This is a genomic window from Mycobacterium sp. 1245111.1, assembly GCF_001673405.1.
Classification (GTDB): Bacteria; Actinomycetota; Actinomycetes; order Mycobacteriales; family Mycobacteriaceae; genus Mycobacterium.
In genome coordinates, this window is record NZ_LZLV01000057.1 from 1 (window position 1) to 18,141 (window position 18,141).

The window sequence follows — 18,141 nt, forward strand, 5'->3', positions numbered from 1 at the left end:
ATTACGCTCACCAACGGAGACCAGCCGCCGGCTGAGTCCTCAAATCAGAAAGTCTCCGAACTCACCGGGGCGATTCACAGATGCGAGTTGTCGGGCACCTGCAGAGTCGCCTTCATAGCACTCCCCGAAGCGTCCGTCGCTGATGCGCGGGTGCCACTGGCTCTCAGGGAGTTGCTCCTTGCCGTCGTACGAGTGCGTTGCTACGAATACCGCCAATTTGAGTATGTCAAGTTTGGACGGACCCACTAGAGCAAGTTGGCTTGGCTCCACCGTTGCCTAACGTTGGGGATAACGGCTTCTAGGTTTCCGACGACAAGAAACGCGCACGCTGAGAGCCGTGAGACCGCAGTGGAACTGGGGACTGTCCCGTTCAGCTGTGGATGTGGGCGTGCAGGACTGCCTCGGCGAAGATTTCGGGTGCTTCTTGGGGCACGTTGTGGCCGACGTCGGCGTGACGAACGTCAAGCACGGCGTGAAGGCGCCATTCGTGGACTGCCCGCGGCAACCCTGGGGGTACGAGAGGGTCAGCCTGGGGATCAACAACGACCGTCGGGATCGCAATTGGGGGCTGGGTTGCGATCTGGTCTTCCAAGTGTTGGTAGGCAGGGTCACCGGCGGCTAGGCCGTAGCGGTGTCGGTAGGAGTGCACGACGACGTCGACGAAGTCGGGATTGTCGAATGATGCTGCGGAGGTGGCGAATTCGTCGTCGGCGAAGTCCCAGTGCGGTGAGAACTCATGCCATAACTGGCGCGTGAACTCGCTCCGGTATGTGTCAAGCCCGACTCGGCCGCGTTCGCCGTGAAGGTAGTACTGGTACCAGAGCTTGCGCTCGACTTCTGGTGGTGCCGGTGACGACGCGGCGGCGATGGTTTGGACGTTGTAACCCGACGCGGTGACCAGCGCACGTAGCTGGTCGGGCCACAGCGCGGCCGCCACACATGCGGCGCGACCTCCCCAGTCGAAACCGGCAACGATCGGCGGGGCCAATTCAAGCGCGGCGATCAGGGCGCGCAGGTCTGAGGCCAGCGCGGTCTGTTGCCCTGAGCGCGGCGTCGCCGCGCTCAGGAAGCGGGTGGGCCCGTAGCCGCGCAGGTAGGGCACCACCACCATCGCTCCCGCGCCGACCAGTAGGGGTGCGACCTTGTCGTAGCAGCGGGGGTCGTAGGGAAATCCATGCAACAGTACGACCGGCCACCCGGCCGGATCACCGTGACGCTCAACAGCCACGTCAAGGACGCCGGCGCGGATCGTCAATGTCTGCATCGCCCCCATTGTGCCCCGCCACATCCGTGCCGGCGTGCAGGTGCTCAGTGGTTGAATTGGTTCGTGGTTGAGGATTGGTCGACGCTGGCGGGTCTGCACGAGATTCGCCGCGCTCGTAGCGGCCGGATCGAGGGTTGGGCGGATCCGATGGCGTACGCAGTCGGGTTTCGTCGCGGCCAGGACTGGGTGTTCCCGTATGTCAACCGTCCGGGTGGCACTCACGGGTTGCCGGCAGTGATTTTGGCCGAAGTGGTCGGCTACTCCCACGGGACGCGTGAAATCTCCATCTCGGCAGCCTGTTTGGCCCAGGCGATTACTGCGCTGCAGCCAGCCGAGGCGGCGACCGATGTGGACCACCCCAATCTGGCGGCGTGGCGCACGATCGCGGCTGCCGATCCGCGCGAGATAGCCGCGGTATTCGTCGGCTCCCTTGGTGATCCCTTCGCAGGCCCTGCCGATGCCGCGCTACGCGCACAGATGGCTTCAGCAACCGCCGACTGAGGCCTGATTTTGGCGTGCTGAGGCGAGTGTGCATTCACGTCGTGGCAGTGTGGGCTGCTTTAGTGTGGGCTAGTCGGTAGGAGTGGGTGCCGGTTTCGATGATGTTGCCGCCGAACGTGAGTCGGTCCACGATGGCTGCGCATAGGCGTGGGTCGGTGAATGTTTTGGTCCATCCTGAGAACGACTCGTTGGAAGCTATTGCGACGCTGTTCTTTTCTTCACGCTCGGTCAATACCTGGAACAATAGCTCGGCCCCGCGGCGGTCTAATTCCATATAGCCCAATTCGTCAACGCAGATGAGATCGACTCTGCCGTAACGGGCGATCGTTTTCGCCAGGATCTTCTCGTCGGCGGCTTCGACGAGTTCGTTGACCAGTTTGGTCGCCAGGGTGTACTTCACCCTGAACCCGGCTTCGGCGGCCGCGGTGCCCAACGCGATCAGCAAGTGCGACTTGCCGGTGCCGGAGTCTCCGATCAAACACAATGGCTGCCCGGCACGGACCCACGCACTGGTGGCCAGGGTGTGGATGGTGGCGGGGTTGATGTTCGGGTTAGCCTCAAAATCGAAGTCGCCCAACCATTTCTCGCGCGGGAACCCGGCGGCTTTGACCCGGCGCACCGAGCGGCGCCGGGCCCGGTCATCACACTCAGCTAGTAGTAACTCGGCCAGGAAGCCTTGGTAGGTGAGTTGTTCTTTTTCCGCGGTCGTAACCATGTCGGCGAATAGTGTGCGCACCGACGGCAGCCGTAGTTGCCGGCAGGCCTGATCGACCGCGGCATCAGCGGCCTGAGCGCTCAGTCCTCGACGCCGTCGGCTCGGGCCGCCCATCAGCGGACCCCACCGGTCACCGGCAACGGTTGCCAGTCAGCTTTTAAGGTGCGGCGGGTCAGCAGCTCGTCGTAGCCGGCCAGCGAAGGCAACGGCCGAGTATCAGGCGGCAGTCCGGCGATGACCGCCGCGGGGTCGGTCAGCCGTCGTTCAGTCAAGCTGATCACGCGACGCTGCCGGCCGACGCCGGCAGCGTCGGTTTGGGCCCGATCGTCTGAGGCGTCGCCGCCGTGCGCGGCCAGGCGTGCTTCCACGGCCACCACATCGGCACTGGTCGACCCCACCTGCAGAGCCGCGGCCATTCCGGCGATGACGTCGGCGTGACCTAGGTGTCTGTGCAACAACAGCACGTCGATCAACACCCTGGTTCCCGCGGCGTCACCGTGCGCTTTACGCGCTGCGGCCCAGAACGCTTCATGGGTGACAGTGAAGATGCCGGCCGCGCGTGCCTGCACCAAGGCGGTGGCCCCCGGCAGTGCGCCGGGTTTCATCTTCAGCACCTCTAAATAGTGGTCCAGCTCGAGGATTTGGGCGCCTTTGCGGATCGAGCGCTGATGGTGCGCGATCAGCGTGGTGCTGTCGAAGACAAACAGCTCGTTGGAGCGCAGCCGCACCCGCACCCGACGGCCGATGAACCGCGCCGGCACCGAATACTGACTGCTGCGCACCATGATTCGCCCATGGCGATCCACCCGGGGCTCCAATATAAGGCCCGGTTCGAACCGCTCGGCCGGCAGCGGCGCCAGCAGGGGTTGCTCGATGGCGAAGTCTTCACCGACTGTGCGGATGCGATGCCCGATCCGGCGATCGTCGTCGACGCGGTCGGCCTGAGCGAGGCGCTGGTTCAGCTCCGTCAGTGACGCAACGCGTGGGACCGGGACCAAGTGATTGCGGCGGAAGCGGCCGCCTTCGCCCTCAACACCGCCCTTCTCGTGGGCTCCGGCGACCCCGGGGATGCAGTAGAACGCCTCGAAGCCTTGATGGGATCGGAACAACACCCACCGCTGGTTTTCGATCCGGCCGCGATCACCAAAAAGCACCCGCGTCACCGCGGACTTCAAGTTGTCATAGCGGATGTGGCCGGTGGGGATGCCGCCGAATTCATCGAACGCCGCAAGATGGCCTTCCAGGAACGCCTCCTGGGATTGGGTCGCATAAACCCGGTGCACGGCCTTGCCCGACATCGACAGCCGCATCGTGAACAGAAAGCATTTCGTGCGCCCCTCGGGCAGATCGACATACAGTTCAGCGAAATCGACCTCGGCCTCGCGCCCCGGTTCGTGGGTTTGCGGCACGAACGCCTCGACCAGCTGATCGCCTGTCTCGGCGGCGATTTCGGGTCGCCGCCGGGCCACATAATCGCGCAGCGTCGAATACGACAACAGATCTGCGGCGTCGTGTTCGTCGATCAGCCGGGCCAAAATCCGGCGAGCGGTATGGCGCTGCTTACGGGGGGCATCACGATCAGCCCGCAACATCTCATCGATCGCGGTGGCGAACGGGTCGATCTTGCGGGATCGCCACCGTCGTGGCGCCGGCGCCGGTGGCTGCGCCGAGATCAACGCCTGCCGAACGGTGCGACGGTGCACCCGGTGCCGCTTGGCCAGCGCCCGCACCGACAACCCATCCACCCGGCAATCTCGTCGGATCTGCTCGAACAATTCCACCCTGGACCCCGCTCTGGCTCCTGCCATCGTCGTCATACCGCGACGATGAAGTGGGGCCACTCAAACCTGACACAACCCGCCCGGCGAGTCGCGGTGGAGCCACCCAAACCTGACACTCCGCGACTAAACGGGGCCAGCCAAACCTGTCACACTCAGCCAATTCGCCGAACATCTGTGTCTCACCGATCTTGCTCATTTCAGTCCTTACTCCAGGTTGTGACGCAACAGGTGATGCTGTGCCGATAGACGAACCGTTCACCTCTACGGACGGCGGCCGACGAGGCGGCGGTCAGCATCTGCTCGTTCGAACGGTCCCTCAGGTACCAGTGCCCGTCTAGGACGACCCATCGGTGAGCTCGTGGGTCGATGTCGACGAGCGCACCATCAGCGGGGCCGCCGGCGAGGACACCTGCGTTCTTCACGGCGCTTCCCCTCCCCACGCAACCCGGCTGGCGAGGCATTGCCCGGAGGGCGCCGGCAACGTGACGACTGAATGACTCAGCCCTAACGCGATGCCGGCCAGCAGGGACAGCCTGGCGCAGTCCAGAAAAGCGCTCATTCCTTCAAGTCTTCCGAGTCGAGAAACTCCGTCTCACCATTGAAATCGACGTAGACACCATCCGGTGGTGACACCTTCACGATCATGCCCAGCCGACCCGATGGCTTATGCGAAACCACCTTGCCGATCATGCGGTGAGATACGCGCCCGAGTCCGTTCATGTCGTACACCGTTCGGTAGCGGTAGGCCGGCGCGGCATCAATGGCTCTCTTTCAGTTCGTCTCTACGGCAGTGGCAACAACTAGCCGGTGCTCACGTCTTTCGCCTGAACCGATGGTGCCCTGTCGGGGCGCCGGGCCGAGTAACGCCGGGTGTGTCGACGCCTTCTTTTGCGGCTTTGGGTAGCGGGCGAGGATTGCCGGAGAGCTGATCTTCAAATCTGGACTATAGTATTTTTTGCTATACTGCGGGTATGGCTGGGCGCGGCTCGATCTTGGCATCGGTAATGTCGGAGACCCGGACCAGTCAGTCCGAGTTATCCCGACTCAGCGGGGTTCATCAGCCCAGCATCAGCCAATACCTGTCCGGCAAGGTCGATCTCAGCGACGAGCTGCTGGAACGGCTGTTGGGCTGCATGGGGTATCGCCTTGAGGTCACCCGCCAATCGCTGCCGGCCGGGCTGACGCGCTCTGAGCGGCGATCGTGGTTGTTGCACCGCGAGCTCGCGAAACTCGTCACCCCTGAGGCGCTGGTGCAGTGGCAGCCCGTCATCGACGACAACGTCGGCCGGCTACGGGCCGGGACGAACGGCCAGCCCCACGCGCGGAACCTGGAGCGCTGGGCGACGCTGATTAAAGACGGCGACACCGCCGGCCTCAAGCGGGTACTGACCGGGTTGCGCCGCGAGGACATCGAAATGCGCGAGGTCTCCCCCATGGCTGGGCTCCTCCCCGAGGAGCAGCGCCAGCGCGTGTTGCGATCACAACGCTGATGCGCCGCGATCAGCTCGAGCACGCGATCCGCACCGCCTGCCAAATTTCGGGACTGACCGAGGTGATTATTGTTGGCTCCCAAGCCATCTTGGGCACCTACCACGAACGCCAGCTACCGGTGTTCGCAACCAGGTCGCTAGAAATCGACGTCCTACCGATCGCCGACGACGCCGGCGCGATCGCCCGCCTCGCAGACGAAATCGAGGGTGTCGCCGGCGAGCTGTCTCCGTTCGCCCAGACGCACGGCTTCTGGATCGACGGCGTCGACTTGAACACCTCCGTACTCGCCGATGGCTGGCATGACCGCCTGGTCAAGGTACAGAACGCCAACACGGCCGCACCGGCGGGCCAACCGCAGTACATCGGCTGGTGCCTGGACAAAGAGGATCTGTGCGTCGCGAAGTTGTGCGCTCTGCGCGAGAAAGACGAAAACTTCGTTGGGGCGCTGCTGTACACGGGCCTGGTAGACCCGGTCGTGATCGACGCCAGACTTGCTGGGCTACCCGAGCAGCACCGCGCCGCGGCCACACGCGCCAGAGCGTGGCTTGCTCATCGAATGAACACCCTCGAATAGCCTGCCCGCTCTACCCCTCGGGAGTCGATTTGACCGGCGGAAGCTGCTCGAGCTGGCGTACGTGGTCGATCATCGCCGCGACACTGTCCAGCGCTTGCGGTGTCAGGCCTGAAGCCCGCATCGCCAAATCGCGCACACCGGTGTCGCGCAACGCCTGCAGCAGAGTTAGTTGCGCCTCGATGTTCGGGTCAGGGTCATCGTCGATCAGATACGACGGCGGCAGACCGAAAAACCGCGCGATCGCACGCAGATGCGCCAGTGTCGGGTTGTCTTTCATGCCGTTGCGGAGCTGCCACAGATAGGCCGCGCTGATCGATACACCTGTCTGCTTGGTGATCGCCTCGGCGGCCGCAGCGTTGGACAGCTGCGGCTCCGTCGGCCGGCGCATGACCTCAAAAAGCCTGTTCAGTCGTTCGGCGAGCGTGCTGCTGCCCGAAGGTGCGGCGCCAATTCCGTCTGCCGTGGGCAATTTACTCTCGTTTCATGCGGCTGCTTGCGATCTATACCCATGTTACTAAACAGGGTCCGGTGACCACCGGTTACACCACGTGATACGCGCACTGTAACGCGATATTCGCGCTCGTCCGCAACCTAACACCCACGCCCGACAACGCCAGACAGCCATCCGCTATCTACTGTGTCGACTCGCCAAAACCGCACCCCACACAAGCGAACTCCACGCGCTCACCCCCACGGCTAAAGCCCGGGGTCCGCCGCGCTACCTCTACCATCTGATCGCGCGTTGGATCGCTGATCCGTTTCGTGTCGCAAGTTGGCCTTACGGTGCAGCCATGCCGACACACCCCACCGGGTCGCTGGGTTTGGTGCGACGCCGACGGCTGGCTTTCGTGGCCGCCGGGATTTTGGCCGCCGCACAGTGGTGTCTGCAACTCGTCCTGACCCACGCCGACCCGCTTGCTGTCGCCGGTGTCGGCGGGCAGGTCACTGCGCTGGCCGCCGTGTTCTGGTGCGCGGCGGGGCTCACCACCGTCGGCGGCGGCGGCGAGTGCAGACGGCTGGCGGGATATGTGGCGAGCCTGGTCGTGGTCTTCGGCACCGACATGGTTTTCGGAGTCATCGAGTGGATTTGGCTGCCGCCGTGCCAGGTGGGAGCCGGCGTGGGCGCCGGCGCCGGCTCCCTGGTGGTTCGTCTCATTGAGGCGGCGCTGGGCCTGTGTTTGGCAGCGATTTTCCTGCCTGCTGCCGCCCCGGGTCCTCGCGGCGATCGCATTAGCCGAGTTCCCGCCGGCTGGTTTGTGGCTGCCGGCGCGTGCTTAGTCCACGCGCTGGCGGGAGCCGCAAGTGAGTCGTTCGCGCTGCCCGATCCGTGGTGCATAGCGATCACCGGGGCGGGCGCCGCCCCCAGCTACAAGTTTTTGCTGGACCTCATGGCCGGGCCCCAGGAGGAGATCGTATTCACCGGTGTCGCCTTGCTGCTGCTGGCGGGGTGCGGCTGGCGCCCGCAGTGCGCGGCGATCGCGGCCAGCGCGATGGCGCGCGGATCGCTGCATCTTTACTACGCCGATCACCGCACCGTGTGGGCCTGGATGCTGTGGGCAGCGGTGTGGTCCGGGGGTGGGCTGCTCCTGGCGTTTATGGCGGCCAGAATCGCCGACCAGGTCAATATCGGACAACGGTTCTTCGTGATTATCTACACGGCGGGAATTGTTGTCGCGCATAGCCTTGGTGATATAACGCACCTGCGTCTAATTGCTCCTTTCTTTGTGTTCGGAATAGCCGCGGTCGTTGTGGGCATCGAACTGTGGTGGCAAACGCTGCGACAGCGATCGCCTGCTATTCGGCGGGCGCTTAGACGTCGCAGCGTCCCGACGCGAACCGCTGTCCACGACGGCCTGGGCGAGCTGTCTGAGCGCGAAGCGCCGGGCGATTAGGACCCGCGCCCCGCTTCTGCGGGATTAGTGCATACGTCGTGCTCGCATAGGGGTGATAGTGGCGGCGCGCGCGTGATAGCGGCGGCTCCTCCACAGCCCGCGGGAGCCGCCACAGCTGTGACGGCGCGGAAGGTGATGGACATGGCTTTATCCGTTGACGACATGCTCGAAATGGCGCGCGCTCTGCCCATTCCCGCGCCCTGGGACCGCGAGACATTCATCGCGAATATGGCGCGAAAGCGTGGAAGGCCGATCAAGCTCATTCCGCGCAGCACCGCTGTGCCCTACGGGAGCCTGTGCGGTTTATGGCTGACACGTGCCGACGACGATCTGATCCTGTATCACAGCGCCACGTCCGATTACCACATCGATCACATCGTGCGGCACGAGATAGGCCACATGGTGTTGGGGCATTGCCGCGCCGCGGACACGCCCAGCACTGACGAGAACGCCGCCCACCGGCTCTGCCGCGAACTCCTGCCCGACCTTGACCCTGCATCGGTGCTCGGGGTGCTCGGCCGGCAGGACTACGCCAGCCCGCAGGAACGTGAAGCTGAGGTGTTCGCCAACATGATCATGATCGCCGCCGCCGAAGCCAACGAGCGGACGTCGATGTTCCGCAGCGTGTTCTTCCGCCGGCAGTAGAGGCCGAGATCATCACCGCTGGCAGCAGGCAACGCCGACATAGGTCGGCGGCCTGGTCATGACGTCAACAATTCCCGGTCTGATCGCCTGGCCAGGTCTGGCATTCACCGTTCTTGTCGTCATCGCACGCTGGTGCTGGTTTCGGGCCAACAGCTACGACAGGTACTTCAACGGCACTCTGACGTTTTTGCTGCTAGCTGACTTCCTACGCGAACCCGTTGTCCAACAAGCACTTTCTCGGCACAGCTCCATCACGACCGCGTGGGCCCAGCAGCTCAGCGGCGCCCTACTCGCCTTTGCCGGCACAGAGTTCATCGGTTTCGCCATGCTGTGGGCCGCGATCCCTGACGCCGCCACCGCGAAGCTCCACCGGCGCTACCGGTGGCCGGCGGTCGCCCTCACCGCGGCCTACCTCGTCTGCGGAACGCGCGCGCGACGCGCCGGCCAGGCCTTGGAGATCGCGGATGGGTGGGACCGCGCAGCGGCATGGGCCTTCGCGGTCGCGATGCTTGTAGTGCTGGCGGTTTTCTTGCTACGGCTGTCCATCGGGGCGCTGCGCACCGTCAACCGACGCCAGGAACGTCTCGTCGCGCTCGGCGCATTCGGGTTGGGCGTAGCCATTGGCTTGACCTGTGCCCAAGAGGTGGGCTTGCAGGTCACCGATCAGCTCGGATGGACGAACACCGCGAATTACCGCGAACACGTTCACGGTGTGGTGACGTTCTGGATCGTGTCGGCAACCGCCCTGCTGGGCGCGGTTCCGTGCGTCTACAAGCTGATCGCCTTGTTCGGGCTGGACTCGGCGACGCGGAGCTGGCGGCAGCTGCAGGAGTTGCGCCGCGACATGCGCCGGACGGTTCCCGATTGCGCTTTCGACTTCGAACACAGCGGCCCCATGGGGACGCCGTCGGTTCGGTTGCACCACACCGTCGTTGAGATTCGCGATGCGATGCTGCAGTTGCGTCCGTTCAGTCGAAAAATTGCGCCAGCGGCCCTCCGTCTTATTCTCGACGAGATCGGGGCAGCACCAACGCATTTCCCCTCGGCTACCGCAGCCATCTATCTCGCGCAGGCAGCGCGCAACAGCGTCGCCGGAATCACGGCCGCCGTCGGCGACCCTGGATTGATCGGAACGTCGTCTGCCACCACTCTCGAAGAGGATGCCTCGGAGCTGCAACAGCTTGCGAAGTGGTGGCCAGCGGCCTACGCAGCCACGGCCGTGCGCACCGGCACCTCGGTGGAGCAGGAGCAGACGAGCGGGACCTCGGTGCGTTGACTGCGACCGTTGACGTCCTCCAGGGCTGAAGCCCGGGGTCCGCCGGCGCTACGTTCTCTCCGATCGAGATGCGTCCGCGCCGTGCTGGGGTCGGCTACGGATCTTGCGGCGGCGCCGGCTCGATCGGTGGGAGCCGCTCGAGGCGGCGTACGTGGTCGATCATTGATGCGAGGTTGGTCAAGGCGCGAGGGGTAAGTCCGGATGCCCGCAGCGCGATGCCGCGGACGCCGTGGTCGCGCAGGGCTTGTAACAAATTGAGTTGTGCTTCGAGGCCTGGGTCTGGGGTTGTGTCGACGAGGTAGGACGCCGGCAGTCCGAAGAACTCTGCGAGCGCTCTCAGATGAGCGACGGTGGGGTTGTCCTTGGTTCCATTGCGTAGCTGCCACAGATAGGCAGCGCTGATCGAGACGCCCGTCTTTTCCTTGATGGCGGCCGAGGCAGCGGCATTCGACATCGGTGGCTCGTTCGGTTTCCTGACGAGATCGAAGAGCCTGTTCAGCCGGTCTGCCAATGTGCCGGGCACCTTGGCGCCGGCGGCATCTTCATCAGCCTTCAAGTTGCTCCCGTTCACCATGAGCGCCCCGCGTTACGCATCCATGCTACAAAGCGAGACGCCGACCGTAGCTGCTTCGTTGCACACCGCTTACCGTGCGAAGCCGATGTCTCGCCGGCGCTCGCCGCTGCGCCCGACCCACTTAACGCATACATAGCTCGCCTAGCATGTATAGCAGTCCTTGCTGTCGATGTGCCTGGTGGTCTAGCAGGGCCGCTTCATCTGCACTCAACGTACTCACCGCGCCGGATGGTATGCGGGCGTGCGACTTTCGGCGTGAAGGTAGGGCGGTCGGATAGCGGCGTTGCCCGCTGGCCCGGTACTGATGTCGGGGTGATGCGCCAGGCATCGCGCAGGGGCGGTGCGACCGAGTATCCCGGGCTCGTGGGTGTGGCCGGCCTCCCAGGGGTCGACTCCGGGGGCCGAAGTGACTTCCCATCGGGTGACGACGCCCTCGCCGACGCCGCGATGTTTCCCGATCGAGGGCAGCTCGTCGAGGAGATCGCGGATCGCATCGGGATCGCCGACGGCACGCCAGGTTGCGGCCGCGGCCGGATGAGCGGTGACCGGGATGGTGCGGTGTTGGTAGCGGCCGCTGTAGCTGGACACCGAGCGGGCGCTGATCGAGGCGCTCAGGTGCTGGAGTCGACGGCGATCGGTGCGCCCGGTGCGCCACCGGACGTCGGGTCGATCGTCGGCACCGAGGTGCGGGTGCAGGTCGGCGAAGGTCGCCAGCCAGTGCCAGTCCGGGTCGTGGTCGGGGTCCCCGCAGCGCGCCAGCGGCAACTCGTACAGCTCGGGCACCTGGTCGTGGTGATAGGTGATCCAGTTTCCGGCGGCGCGGGCCGCCCACTTGTCGCGATGCCACAGCACTGAGGCCAGCAGGCCGTCCAGGGCGATACCCCACGGCCGCGATAACACAACGCCGTGCGGTGTGGTCGCGGTGATGATGAGCGGCTCCACCCTCACCGCCAGACCTTCCGGGGGCGGCCGCTGCGCGCCGTGGTGCGCAGCGAAACAGCCTGTACCCAAGCCGGTTTCGCGCCTATCGGCAGAGCGGAGGCGCTCACGCGAGCTCGGTAAGCGCGGAGAGGGCGTCGTCGCGGCGGCCGGCGAGGTCGCCGGCCCAGTCGACGCGGCGGGCGGATAGTTTTCCGCGCTTCACGGTGCGGGTGATGGAGGCGGTGATGCGCCCGTGGCCGGCGGCGCTGCGCGCGCCCAAGTGGCCGTGATCGGCGAAGGCGGCCAGGACGTCACTGAAGAACGCCACTTGGGCAGCGGTGGCGTTGTCCAAGCGGGCCTGGGTTTGCAGGCGGGTGCCGGCGCGCAGCGTCTCCACGGCGTAGCGGCCGAGCGGGCTCGTGGCGGAGTCGTAGTCGGGTGCGGGCGGGTAGCCGGCATGCTGGCGACGGTCGTTGAGGTGGGTGAAGGTTTCTTCGCCCAACACGGTAAGCGCCTTGGGCAGTTCACCTTTCGGGCGGCGATTCAAGAGGTGGGCGAGTTCGGCGACTTCGGGACGCACTTTGTCGACGGCGAGCAGGCCCGACAGGATGCGCCCGCTGGCGGCGCCGCCGAACACCGCGACTTGCGGCAGCAGGTCGGTGAGGCGTCGTTCCTGTTCGTCGGTGAGCGGGCGGGTGGTTTTGGCCAGGCGACCGCCGTTGGTCAGCAGGTGCGCCGCCGGTGTGGGTAGCGAGGTCTCGTAGTTGAGGATCGCCGCGGTGAGGCCTTCGCCGATTCGGCGCAGTACGCCGCGGAAACTGCCGCCGGACACCATCGGAACACGGACCCGTTTGCCGGTGGGGCTGATGACGTCTTCGCGGCGAAACGGCGTGAAGATCGTTGCGGCCCCGCTGTAGTCGTCGCGGTGGATGATCGAGGACTGCGCGGTGATGTCGATGTCCCACACGACGCTGAGCAGGCTCATGCGGAGGCTTCCGGGCGGGCGGCCGCAACGGCCTCGGCGATGATCCGGACACGCAGGACCAGGGCGGGCAACCGGTCCAGGAGCATGGTGATGACCGGTTCGGCGGGCTCACGGAGCAGGATCGCGAGCTCGAGGCGGCGGTCGGCCTGGCGGGGAGCCAGCGCGGTGAGACGCCGTGAGGCATTTGACCACCAGCCGTCGAGGGAGTCGTTGCTGTTGGCCGCGCCGCGCACATGGCTGGGGAATTCGTTGTCCCAATATGTTTTTCGGCGGTCAGCGACCCAGCTGTTCTGCCAGTCGATGGAGTAGTGCAGCAACAGCAGGAGACGTTCGGCGGTGTCGGCGGCGACTGCTTGCGCGTCATCAACATCTGGGTCGCCGGGGTGGGCGAACGGCGGCAGTTCAGGTACCAGGCTCTGCCAGGCGCGGGTCGGCGTCGACGGCGCTTCGGGTGTGGCCATGCCGGTCAGAGTATGGGCGCGGTCGCGGTTTCTCGTGGACCGGCGGCTGTTGCGGGGGGATTAGTTAACCGGCGCGCTGCCGCCCAGATCAGCGGCAGCGATCGCAGCTGCTGCAGCTGCTGCCAGCACTCCAGCAGCCGGGGCCATTGCTGCGCGGGCTGGGCGCGCAGGAGCCAGGTTGGGGGTGTGGGCGCGCCCAGCGGGGTCCAGGTGCCGGCGCCCGGCTTCGTGACCGCCAGCAGGCCGCGTATCCAGGCGAGCTCGGTGAGGCGCTGCGCGGCGGCGGCGTCCCAGCGGACTTGGAATCCGTCGGTGGCCAGATGTCCCCACTGCGCTGAGGGCAGGATGTGCTGGCGGCGGGTGGCGGGAACGATGACCGCGTGACCGGCCGGTAGTGCGCCGGCGCACAGCACGTCGCGTAGCTCGGCGGAATCGGTGTGCTCGGTGAGGGTGCTGGCGGTGATGTGCAGCGCCGGTTGAGCATTGGGGGCACGGTGGTAGGCCCACGCGCACGCCAGGCACAGCCGGTCGAGCCCGTACGGCCATCCGTCGAAGCTGGCGAATTTCTCCGACACGATCTGGGAACTGGGAACGGTCAACGCGGTGCTTCCGCATCGACCGCAACGGCCCTTAGTCTCGGCGGCGACGTCGACGACGGGCCGACCCGCGGCCAGCCACGCCGCCGCGGCCGGATCCCCCAGGCCCACGGCGCCGAACTCGACGAGCGCCGACGACGCTGGGTGGGGCGCGGCCATGTCAGATGATGGCGACGGTGTCGGTGGTGACCGTGAAGGTCCGCTCACCGTTGGCCACCACGACGGTGTACTCGACACCGCGGCGCGGCGACGAGGCTTCCGATATCGGGTGCCAGTTCAACACCTGGATCACGTCGAACCAGTTCGTGGCGGTGTAGGCGCGCAGACGGCGATCGCCGAGCTCGTTGAGGTCGGCGGGCCAGCCGTTCGTGCCGGCGGCGGCCACGAGGAGCCCATGCTCAAGGCACAGCGCGTCGCTGGCGGTGGCGGGGCCGCGCGCACAGGGCTCGCTATAGCCGGTGTGCCAGTAGTTGACGGCGCTGCGGAGCACGGGCTGCTGAGCGGTCATGACAGTGACTCGCCGTAGGTTTCGCCCTGCAGCGCGTTGGCAACGGTGCGCGCGATGACGGCGACCTGGTTGCAGGTGATGACGCCGTCTTGCTGGGTCAGCAGTTCGATGACGCCGTTTTTAGCGATGATTTTGGCGGCGTCGCCGAAGTTCGCGAGCCGGTTCGCGGCGTCTCGCCAGGCTTCTTCAGCGCTGCGGTAATCACCGGCTTGGAAAGGGACTGTGCGGCTCGGCATACCGGCACGATAAGCCCGGCCACGGCCACAGCTATCCGACTCGCCGTAAGTGCTCGCTAATGTCGCGCCGCGGCGTTGCGCCAGTGCCCTGCAACATCTTTCGCTTTAACAGGTATTGGTGCTGGTGCCGTCGGCGTCTTGTTCTAAGCGGGGCGCGGCTTGTTGGCCGCGCGACGTCACGAGCCGAGAGCGAACAGGCGGCGCTCGATGACGTCGGGCTCAGTCTTCAGCTCCACAGCCCAGTCCTGGGCGAGGTCGAGGTAGGCGAGATAGTCATCGGCCGTCGCCTGCCACGGTCGTCCTGTTGTGGCGGTCAGTCCGTCGATCACGTTGTCGTCCATGATCAACGGTTGCGGCATATAGGGTTTCGCCCCGTACCCGGCGAAATACAGCAGCTTGGTGAAGTACGAGGGCCCCAGCCCTGGGACCCACAGCCGCTGACGCCGGCCCAGCGCCCTGAAAGCGCTGCGCGCGCCTTCGCCGCGCACCAGCTTGATCGCCGCGGTCAGCCGCTCCGAGGCGTGCTCAGATGCCAGTGGCTTGACGGCGCGGGTGGTGGACTGCCCCGGCGGGGCGCCCCAGAATGCGAGGGCGGCATGCAACTGGGGCGCCGCCCACGGATCATCGAGCTCGGTGATCACGCGTTGCGCGACCGCGAACACCAGGTTGCGGTCGATGAACACTGTGTCGCCGCTGTAGTCCGACGCAGCATCAAGTTCGGCCGGCCACATCCGCCGGTCGGGCAGCATGCTCGTGCAGTAGCTCGGTTTGCGCCGAAACCCCTGCGCCAGAACGTATTCGTCGCGCGACGGTGCGGGTTGACCGTTGAAGAGGTCCGGGACGACGGCGTCGGACAAGGACTGACACTCCTGTTCTGAGCGTGGGCCGGGCGTTGGCGTGCCCCTACTGTGCCAGAGCCGACGTGCAGTCGTGGCAGATAGCGGTGACATCGTTCAGGTCGCGGTTGTCAGCACGCCGCAGTCGCTGTCGCACTCGACGACCCAGGACACGTTCTGCCAGAGCGTCAAAGACCGAATTCAGGTCGAGTGGCGTGGCGCCTAGGCGGCGTTGGTGGTGAGTAGCGAGGACAGCACCGAGCGCTGGTAACCGATGCCGGCAGTGCCGGCATACCAGTCGACGATGTCGATGTCGATGCCGCGCTGTTGCAGGATTTGCGCGGCCTGGCGCAGGACTGTCAGGTAGCGGCTCGGCAGGAGTGCTTCGACAGTGGTGACGTGCTGCACCGCCAGCTGCCGGGCGACGAACTCGGCCTCGACCGCCTCGTCGTCCTTGTCGAACGTGACGTCGTAGGGCGCCAGCACGCGCCGCAGACCGACCAGCCCGTACTTCGCCGACAGGATCATGACGCGGGCGTCGACGTCGACTGCCCGGGCGTGGGCTGCGCGCAAGGCCAGCCGGAAGTGGTCGCTGGTGTAGAGCTCGGCCGCCGGCGCGCCGGTGGGCTGCTTGCGCGCACCACACGGGATCAGCAGCAAGGTCGACGGCAACGGCTCCCACCGCGGCGGCGATGCGAGCCAACTGAGGATCTCGTCGAGTTGATCGGTACCGGAGCGGCCGGTGAGCACGGGGGTGGGGTCGTCGATATAGCCGGTCCCCATGCCAAGTGGGGCGAAAATGCCAGTGTCGACGGCGCGGCCGGTGGGGCTGAAGCCGACGATGAGGCGCTGTACGCCGCGCGCCCAGACATTCTTGTGGATCTTGTGCGCGATCGGGGTCCATCCGTATTCAGCTGCGGCGACCACGATTTCGCTGTAGGCATGGCGGCGGGCGCCTGCGCGGGGTGCGCTGCTCAATGGTGCGGCCACGATGTCGCTCCTGCCTTTCGTGTCTCGTGAGCGTCAGTTGACGATGTCGTCGTTGCGGGCGGTGGAGGTCAGTCCGGAGTCTCGGTCGAGCACCGTCACGGTCCGAATAGGACCAAGTTCGGCGTCGTCGACAGCCACGGTGACGCGGCCCGGCCTGCGGAACGCCGGGTGTTCGACGCTGTCGACGATTACGTACACATCCATTTCTGGTCGCACCTCCTCTTGTTCCGCTTTCAAGATCACTTTACAGCACACTAGCTGTAACGTTAGGTGTTGTAAAGTTGCGCGATGATCGAGCTGCTGTCGCTGCGCGGATTCGCCGCACGCGTCAAGGTGGAGCCGGGGACTTTGCGCCGCTACCGTGTTGAGGGCCGACTCCCCCAGCCTGACGCTGTACTGACCGACGGCGACAAAGTCCGCTACTTCGGCTGGTTTCCTGAGACCGTCGACAACTGGAATAAGCAGCGCCCCGGCCGGGGGGCACGCACCGACCTCACCCCCACAAAACCGGCGGCGCCGCAACGGAAGAGATCGCGCAAGGGCTGATCTGTGGGGACGGTTACGGCAGGTGCGGCAGGCCCGCGGTGAGTGCGATCCAGCCGGCCGCGATGACCACGGCGTAGACCGCGAGTCCGCGAATCACTCTGCCTAGCAGACGAATAGGCCGCAGCATCCGCCGGCGGCACGCCCGAATGTTGCGTACAGCGATGTGGGAGGCGGCGGCGGCCGCGGCAATCTCTGCCGCAGAGTTACTGTTCGGGCAGTATTGGGCCACCAGCGTTGTGACCAGCTCGCTGACCGGCGCCATCACGACGCTGGTGTCCATGTCAGACCGGCCATGGTGAGCCGGTCCTGCAGTAGCTTGATACCGGGGATTGAGGCACTGATGCGGCGGTGATAGTTGCGGCCACGACCGCTTAGTGGCGTCTGCCCGGCAGTGACCGTCAGCGTCAGCTCCGGGAACTCTGCCCGCACCTCGCCGATCCACTGATCGGTCACCTCCGCTTCGATCGTGTCCATATCGCTTTCTCCCCAACGCTTTCCGGTGTCCGCTCAGCTTGTCGGGGACCCGTCGCAGCGACGTGGTCCGACGCGTTTTCGGACCGACTTTCTTCCTGGCCGCGCCAGGTAGCCGAGATCGCGATCTAGCCGGTGGCCCGTAGGTAGGCGACGATGCCGTTGATGACGGCCTGGGCGTAGCGTTGCCGCCCCGCCGGCGATTCCATGTCGCCGGCGTCACCTTTGTTGCGCATGTTTCCCAACTCGACGAGGACCGCCGGGTACTGCGCCAGATTCAGTCCGGCGAGGTCGGCGCGGCCGTAGAGGCCATGCGTGCCGATATAGCTGGCCGGGGTGAGGCCGGCTGCGACAAGTTCGTCGCGCATCTGTTTGGCCAGCAGCAGCGCAGGTCCTTGCTGTGCATCGTTCAGTGGCGGGTCGGAGTAATTGACGTGGAACCCGTGGCCCTCAGGGGGTCCGCCGTCGGCGTGAATGCTGACGATCGCGTCGGGGTGCAGGTCGTTGGCCTGGGCCGCCCGGGCATCGACACACGGGCCGACCGTCGAATCGTCGCCGCACGAGAGGGCGGAACGCACGCCGAGGTCGGTTAGGCCCGCGCGGACCCGCAGGGTGGTGTCCCAGGTGAAGGAGTGTTCGGGGTATCCGTCCGCGCTCGAGGTCCCGGAGGTCTGGCAGTCCTTGGTTCCGCCCCGGCCGGTAGGGACCTGGCGAGTGATCGTCGAGTCGTTGGCGCCGTTGTGCCCGGGATCGAGGAAGACGACCCGGCCGGCGACGTCGGACTGCGCGACAGCTATCCCCGCGTGGCTAGCCGCGACGATGCCAGCCGCTGCACACAGCGCCGCGACCGCGGCGCCCGTTCTCGTTGCGCTCATCGG

The 18,141-nt window shown here is 65.8% G+C and carries 28 protein-coding genes; 8 read left to right on the top strand and 20 right to left on the bottom strand.

What is annotated here, in order from left to right:
* Positions 1-370: 370 nt before the first annotated feature.
* Positions 371-1,264 carry an alpha/beta fold hydrolase gene (locus A5658_RS10140; RefSeq protein ID WP_067333766.1) on the bottom strand — a complete coding sequence of 298 codons (894 nt, stop codon included), beginning with the start codon at positions 1,262-1,264 and terminating at the stop codon, positions 371-373.
* Positions 1,265-1,327: 63 nt separating this feature from the next.
* On the opposite strand from A5658_RS10140, the gene A5658_RS10145 reads away from it, so the two are divergent.
* Positions 1,328-1,765 carry a hypothetical protein gene (locus tag A5658_RS10145; RefSeq protein WP_067333600.1) on the top strand — a complete coding sequence of 146 codons (438 nt, stop codon included), beginning with the start codon at positions 1,328-1,330 and terminating at the stop codon, positions 1,763-1,765.
* A gap of 34 nt (positions 1,766-1,799) precedes the next feature.
* Here A5658_RS10145 and istB read toward each other — a convergent pair whose 3' ends face one another.
* The 5 genes from istB to A5658_RS27995 all read right to left on the bottom strand — a co-directional run bounded on the left by istB (position 1,800) and on the right by A5658_RS27995 (position 4,981).
* Positions 1,800-2,594 (bottom strand): IS21-like element helper ATPase IstB, encoded by a 795-nt coding sequence (gene istB, locus A5658_RS10150; protein WP_067333602.1) that lies wholly within the window; start codon positions 2,592-2,594, stop codon positions 1,800-1,802.
* The gene (gene istA, locus A5658_RS10155) at positions 2,594-4,288 is read right to left on the bottom strand and encodes an IS21 family transposase (RefSeq protein ID WP_067333768.1); all 1,695 of its coding nucleotides are present in this window, start codon (positions 4,286-4,288) and stop codon (positions 2,594-2,596) included. Before istA ends, istB begins: the two co-directional genes overlap by 1 nt.
* 170 nt (positions 4,289-4,458) lie before the next feature.
* Positions 4,459-4,683, bottom strand: coding sequence for a hypothetical protein (locus A5658_RS27985; protein ID WP_156751352.1), 225 nt, complete (start codon positions 4,681-4,683; stop codon positions 4,459-4,461).
* Complete coding sequence (locus A5658_RS27990) at positions 4,680-4,820, bottom strand: hypothetical protein (RefSeq protein WP_156751353.1); 141 nt, start codon at positions 4,818-4,820, stop codon at positions 4,680-4,682. Before A5658_RS27990 ends, A5658_RS27985 begins: the two co-directional genes overlap by 4 nt.
* Positions 4,817-4,981 (bottom strand): hypothetical protein, encoded by a 165-nt coding sequence (locus tag A5658_RS27995; RefSeq protein ID WP_156751354.1) that lies wholly within the window; start codon positions 4,979-4,981, stop codon positions 4,817-4,819. The genes A5658_RS27990 and A5658_RS27995 overlap by 4 nt, the downstream gene beginning before the upstream one ends.
* A gap of 251 nt (positions 4,982-5,232) precedes the next feature.
* On the opposite strand from A5658_RS27995, the gene A5658_RS10160 reads away from it, so the two are divergent.
* On the top strand, positions 5,233-5,751 hold the full coding sequence (locus A5658_RS10160; RefSeq protein ID WP_231997268.1) for a helix-turn-helix transcriptional regulator: 519 nt from the start codon (positions 5,233-5,235) through the stop codon (positions 5,749-5,751).
* Positions 5,751-6,326 carry a DUF6036 family nucleotidyltransferase gene (locus tag A5658_RS10165; RefSeq protein ID WP_067333607.1) on the top strand — a complete coding sequence of 192 codons (576 nt, stop codon included), beginning with the start codon at positions 5,751-5,753 and terminating at the stop codon, positions 6,324-6,326. The genes A5658_RS10160 and A5658_RS10165 overlap by 1 nt, the downstream gene beginning before the upstream one ends.
* Before the next feature lie 10 nt (positions 6,327-6,336).
* On the opposite strand, the gene A5658_RS10170 is transcribed toward A5658_RS10165, so the two are convergent.
* Positions 6,337-6,795: a helix-turn-helix domain-containing protein gene (locus A5658_RS10170; protein WP_067333609.1), complete on the bottom strand. Its 459-nt coding sequence runs from the start codon at positions 6,793-6,795 to the stop codon at positions 6,337-6,339.
* Between the two features lie 322 nt (positions 6,796-7,117).
* On the opposite strand from A5658_RS10170, the gene A5658_RS10175 reads away from it, so the two are divergent.
* The 3 genes from A5658_RS10175 (at position 7,118) to A5658_RS10185 (ending at position 10,139) form a co-directional block, all read left to right on the top strand.
* Positions 7,118-8,218, top strand: coding sequence for a hypothetical protein (locus tag A5658_RS10175; protein ID WP_067333611.1), 1,101 nt, complete (start codon positions 7,118-7,120; stop codon positions 8,216-8,218).
* Positions 8,219-8,359: 141 nt separating this feature from the next.
* The gene (locus A5658_RS10180) at positions 8,360-8,863 is read left to right on the top strand and encodes a hypothetical protein (RefSeq protein ID WP_082993077.1); all 504 of its coding nucleotides are present in this window, start codon (positions 8,360-8,362) and stop codon (positions 8,861-8,863) included.
* 58 nt (positions 8,864-8,921) lie between these two features.
* Positions 8,922-10,139 (top strand): DUF6545 domain-containing protein, encoded by a 1,218-nt coding sequence (locus tag A5658_RS10185; RefSeq protein WP_067333613.1) that lies wholly within the window; start codon positions 8,922-8,924, stop codon positions 10,137-10,139.
* Positions 10,140-10,233: 94 nt separating this feature from the next.
* Here A5658_RS10185 and A5658_RS10190 read toward each other — a convergent pair whose 3' ends face one another.
* The 8 genes from A5658_RS10190 to A5658_RS28720 form a co-directional block, all read right to left on the bottom strand.
* Positions 10,234-10,695: a helix-turn-helix transcriptional regulator gene (locus A5658_RS10190; RefSeq protein WP_197503091.1), complete on the bottom strand. Its 462-nt coding sequence runs from the start codon at positions 10,693-10,695 to the stop codon at positions 10,234-10,236.
* 234 nt (positions 10,696-10,929) lie between these two features.
* On the bottom strand, positions 10,930-11,655 hold the full coding sequence (locus A5658_RS10195) for a hypothetical protein (RefSeq protein WP_067333617.1): 726 nt from the start codon (positions 11,653-11,655) through the stop codon (positions 10,930-10,932).
* A gap of 103 nt (positions 11,656-11,758) precedes the next feature.
* On the bottom strand, positions 11,759-12,619 hold the full coding sequence (locus A5658_RS10200) for an RAMP superfamily CRISPR-associated protein (protein ID WP_067333619.1): 861 nt from the start codon (positions 12,617-12,619) through the stop codon (positions 11,759-11,761).
* Positions 12,616-13,080 carry a hypothetical protein gene (locus A5658_RS10205; protein WP_067333621.1) on the bottom strand — a complete coding sequence of 155 codons (465 nt, stop codon included), beginning with the start codon at positions 13,078-13,080 and terminating at the stop codon, positions 12,616-12,618. Before A5658_RS10205 ends, A5658_RS10200 begins: the two co-directional genes overlap by 4 nt.
* Positions 13,081-13,085: 5 nt before the next feature.
* Positions 13,086-13,835 carry a hypothetical protein gene (locus A5658_RS10210; RefSeq protein ID WP_067333623.1) on the bottom strand — a complete coding sequence of 250 codons (750 nt, stop codon included), beginning with the start codon at positions 13,833-13,835 and terminating at the stop codon, positions 13,086-13,088.
* Position 13,836: 1 nt separating this feature from the next.
* On the bottom strand, positions 13,837-14,184 hold the full coding sequence (locus A5658_RS10215; protein ID WP_067333625.1) for a hypothetical protein: 348 nt from the start codon (positions 14,182-14,184) through the stop codon (positions 13,837-13,839).
* Positions 14,181-14,420, bottom strand: a complete 240-nt coding sequence (locus tag A5658_RS10220) for a hypothetical protein (RefSeq protein ID WP_067333627.1) — start codon at positions 14,418-14,420, stop codon at positions 14,181-14,183. The genes A5658_RS10215 and A5658_RS10220 overlap by 4 nt, the downstream gene beginning before the upstream one ends.
* A 176-nt stretch (positions 14,421-14,596) precedes the next feature.
* Positions 14,597-15,277, bottom strand: a complete 681-nt coding sequence (locus tag A5658_RS28720) for a hypothetical protein (protein ID WP_067333629.1) — start codon at positions 15,275-15,277, stop codon at positions 14,597-14,599.
* 73 nt (positions 15,278-15,350) lie between these two features.
* Here A5658_RS28720 and A5658_RS29080 point away from each other — a divergent pair, with 73 nt between their 5' ends.
* Complete coding sequence (locus A5658_RS29080) at positions 15,351-15,482, top strand: hypothetical protein (protein WP_255361324.1); 132 nt, start codon at positions 15,351-15,353, stop codon at positions 15,480-15,482.
* Here A5658_RS29080 and A5658_RS10230 read toward each other — a convergent pair.
* Both A5658_RS10230 and A5658_RS28000 read right to left on the bottom strand, forming a co-directional pair.
* Entirely contained in the window at positions 15,479-16,246 is a 768-nt protein-coding gene (locus A5658_RS10230) for a DUF6884 domain-containing protein (RefSeq protein ID WP_067333632.1), read from the bottom strand. The genes A5658_RS29080 and A5658_RS10230 overlap by 4 nt on opposite strands.
* A gap of 33 nt (positions 16,247-16,279) precedes the next feature.
* The gene (locus A5658_RS28000; RefSeq protein WP_156751355.1) at positions 16,280-16,450 is read right to left on the bottom strand and encodes a hypothetical protein; all 171 of its coding nucleotides are present in this window, start codon (positions 16,448-16,450) and stop codon (positions 16,280-16,282) included.
* Positions 16,451-16,534: 84 nt separating this feature from the next.
* Here A5658_RS28000 and A5658_RS10235 point away from each other — a divergent pair, with 84 nt between their 5' ends.
* Positions 16,535-16,792 carry a hypothetical protein gene (locus tag A5658_RS10235; protein ID WP_067333634.1) on the top strand — a complete coding sequence of 86 codons (258 nt, stop codon included), beginning with the start codon at positions 16,535-16,537 and terminating at the stop codon, positions 16,790-16,792.
* Positions 16,793-16,805: 13 nt separating this feature from the next.
* Here A5658_RS10235 and A5658_RS10240 read toward each other — a convergent pair whose 3' ends face one another.
* The 3 genes from A5658_RS10240 to A5658_RS10250 all read right to left on the bottom strand — a co-directional run bounded on the left by A5658_RS10240 (position 16,806) and on the right by A5658_RS10250 (position 18,138).
* Positions 16,806-17,072, bottom strand: coding sequence for a hypothetical protein (locus A5658_RS10240; protein ID WP_067333637.1), 267 nt, complete (start codon positions 17,070-17,072; stop codon positions 16,806-16,808).
* Entirely contained in the window at positions 17,054-17,266 is a 213-nt protein-coding gene (locus A5658_RS10245; protein ID WP_067333639.1) for a hypothetical protein, read from the bottom strand. Before A5658_RS10245 ends, A5658_RS10240 begins: the two co-directional genes overlap by 19 nt.
* A gap of 125 nt (positions 17,267-17,391) precedes the next feature.
* Positions 17,392-18,138 carry an Rv3717 family N-acetylmuramoyl-L-alanine amidase gene (locus tag A5658_RS10250; protein WP_067333641.1) on the bottom strand — a complete coding sequence of 249 codons (747 nt, stop codon included), beginning with the start codon at positions 18,136-18,138 and terminating at the stop codon, positions 17,392-17,394.
* Positions 18,139-18,141: the final 3 nt, after the last annotated feature.

What these genes read in the sequence shown, in the direction of transcription:
- A5658_RS27995 (WP_156751354.1), bottom strand. Translation starts at nt 4,981, where the DNA reads ATGAACGGACTCGGGCGCGTATCTCACCGCATGATCGGCAAGGTGGTT.
- A5658_RS10250 (WP_067333641.1), bottom strand. Translation starts at nt 18,138, where the DNA reads ATGAGCGCAACGAGAACGGGCGCCGCGGTCGCGGCGCTGTGTGCAGCG.
- A5658_RS10180 (WP_082993077.1), top strand. Translation starts at nt 8,360, where the DNA reads ATGGCTTTATCCGTTGACGACATGCTCGAAATGGCGCGCGCTCTGCCC.
- A5658_RS10185 (WP_067333613.1), top strand. Translation starts at nt 8,922, where the DNA reads ATGACGTCAACAATTCCCGGTCTGATCGCCTGGCCAGGTCTGGCATTC.
- A5658_RS10220 (WP_067333627.1), bottom strand. Translation starts at nt 14,420, where the DNA reads ATGCCGAGCCGCACAGTCCCTTTCCAAGCCGGTGATTACCGCAGCGCT.
- A5658_RS10205 (WP_067333621.1), bottom strand. Translation starts at nt 13,080, where the DNA reads ATGGCCACACCCGAAGCGCCGTCGACGCCGACCCGCGCCTGGCAGAGC.
- A5658_RS10160 (WP_231997268.1), top strand. Translation starts at nt 5,233, where the DNA reads ATGGCTGGGCGCGGCTCGATCTTGGCATCGGTAATGTCGGAGACCCGG.
- A5658_RS10235 (WP_067333634.1), top strand. Translation starts at nt 16,535, where the DNA reads ATGATCGAGCTGCTGTCGCTGCGCGGATTCGCCGCACGCGTCAAGGTG.
- A5658_RS10200 (WP_067333619.1), bottom strand. Translation starts at nt 12,619, where the DNA reads ATGAGCCTGCTCAGCGTCGTGTGGGACATCGACATCACCGCGCAGTCC.
- A5658_RS27990 (WP_156751353.1), bottom strand. Translation starts at nt 4,820, where the DNA reads ATGAGCGCTTTTCTGGACTGCGCCAGGCTGTCCCTGCTGGCCGGCATC.
- A5658_RS10140 (WP_067333766.1), bottom strand. Translation starts at nt 1,264, where the DNA reads ATGCAGACATTGACGATCCGCGCCGGCGTCCTTGACGTGGCTGTTGAG.
- A5658_RS10165 (WP_067333607.1), top strand. Translation starts at nt 5,751, where the DNA reads ATGCGCCGCGATCAGCTCGAGCACGCGATCCGCACCGCCTGCCAAATT.
- A5658_RS28000 (WP_156751355.1), bottom strand. Translation starts at nt 16,450, where the DNA reads ATGGATGTGTACGTAATCGTCGACAGCGTCGAACACCCGGCGTTCCGC.
- A5658_RS10175 (WP_067333611.1), top strand. Translation starts at nt 7,118, where the DNA reads ATGCCGACACACCCCACCGGGTCGCTGGGTTTGGTGCGACGCCGACGG.
- A5658_RS10210 (WP_067333623.1), bottom strand. Translation starts at nt 13,835, where the DNA reads ATGGCCGCGCCCCACCCAGCGTCGTCGGCGCTCGTCGAGTTCGGCGCC.
- istB (WP_067333602.1), bottom strand. Translation starts at nt 2,594, where the DNA reads ATGGGCGGCCCGAGCCGACGGCGTCGAGGACTGAGCGCTCAGGCCGCT.
- A5658_RS10245 (WP_067333639.1), bottom strand. Translation starts at nt 17,266, where the DNA reads ATGGACACGATCGAAGCGGAGGTGACCGATCAGTGGATCGGCGAGGTG.
- A5658_RS10215 (WP_067333625.1), bottom strand. Translation starts at nt 14,184, where the DNA reads ATGACCGCTCAGCAGCCCGTGCTCCGCAGCGCCGTCAACTACTGGCAC.
- A5658_RS10240 (WP_067333637.1), bottom strand. Translation starts at nt 17,072, where the DNA reads ATGGACACCAGCGTCGTGATGGCGCCGGTCAGCGAGCTGGTCACAACG.
- istA (WP_067333768.1), bottom strand. Translation starts at nt 4,288, where the DNA reads ATGGCAGGAGCCAGAGCGGGGTCCAGGGTGGAATTGTTCGAGCAGATC.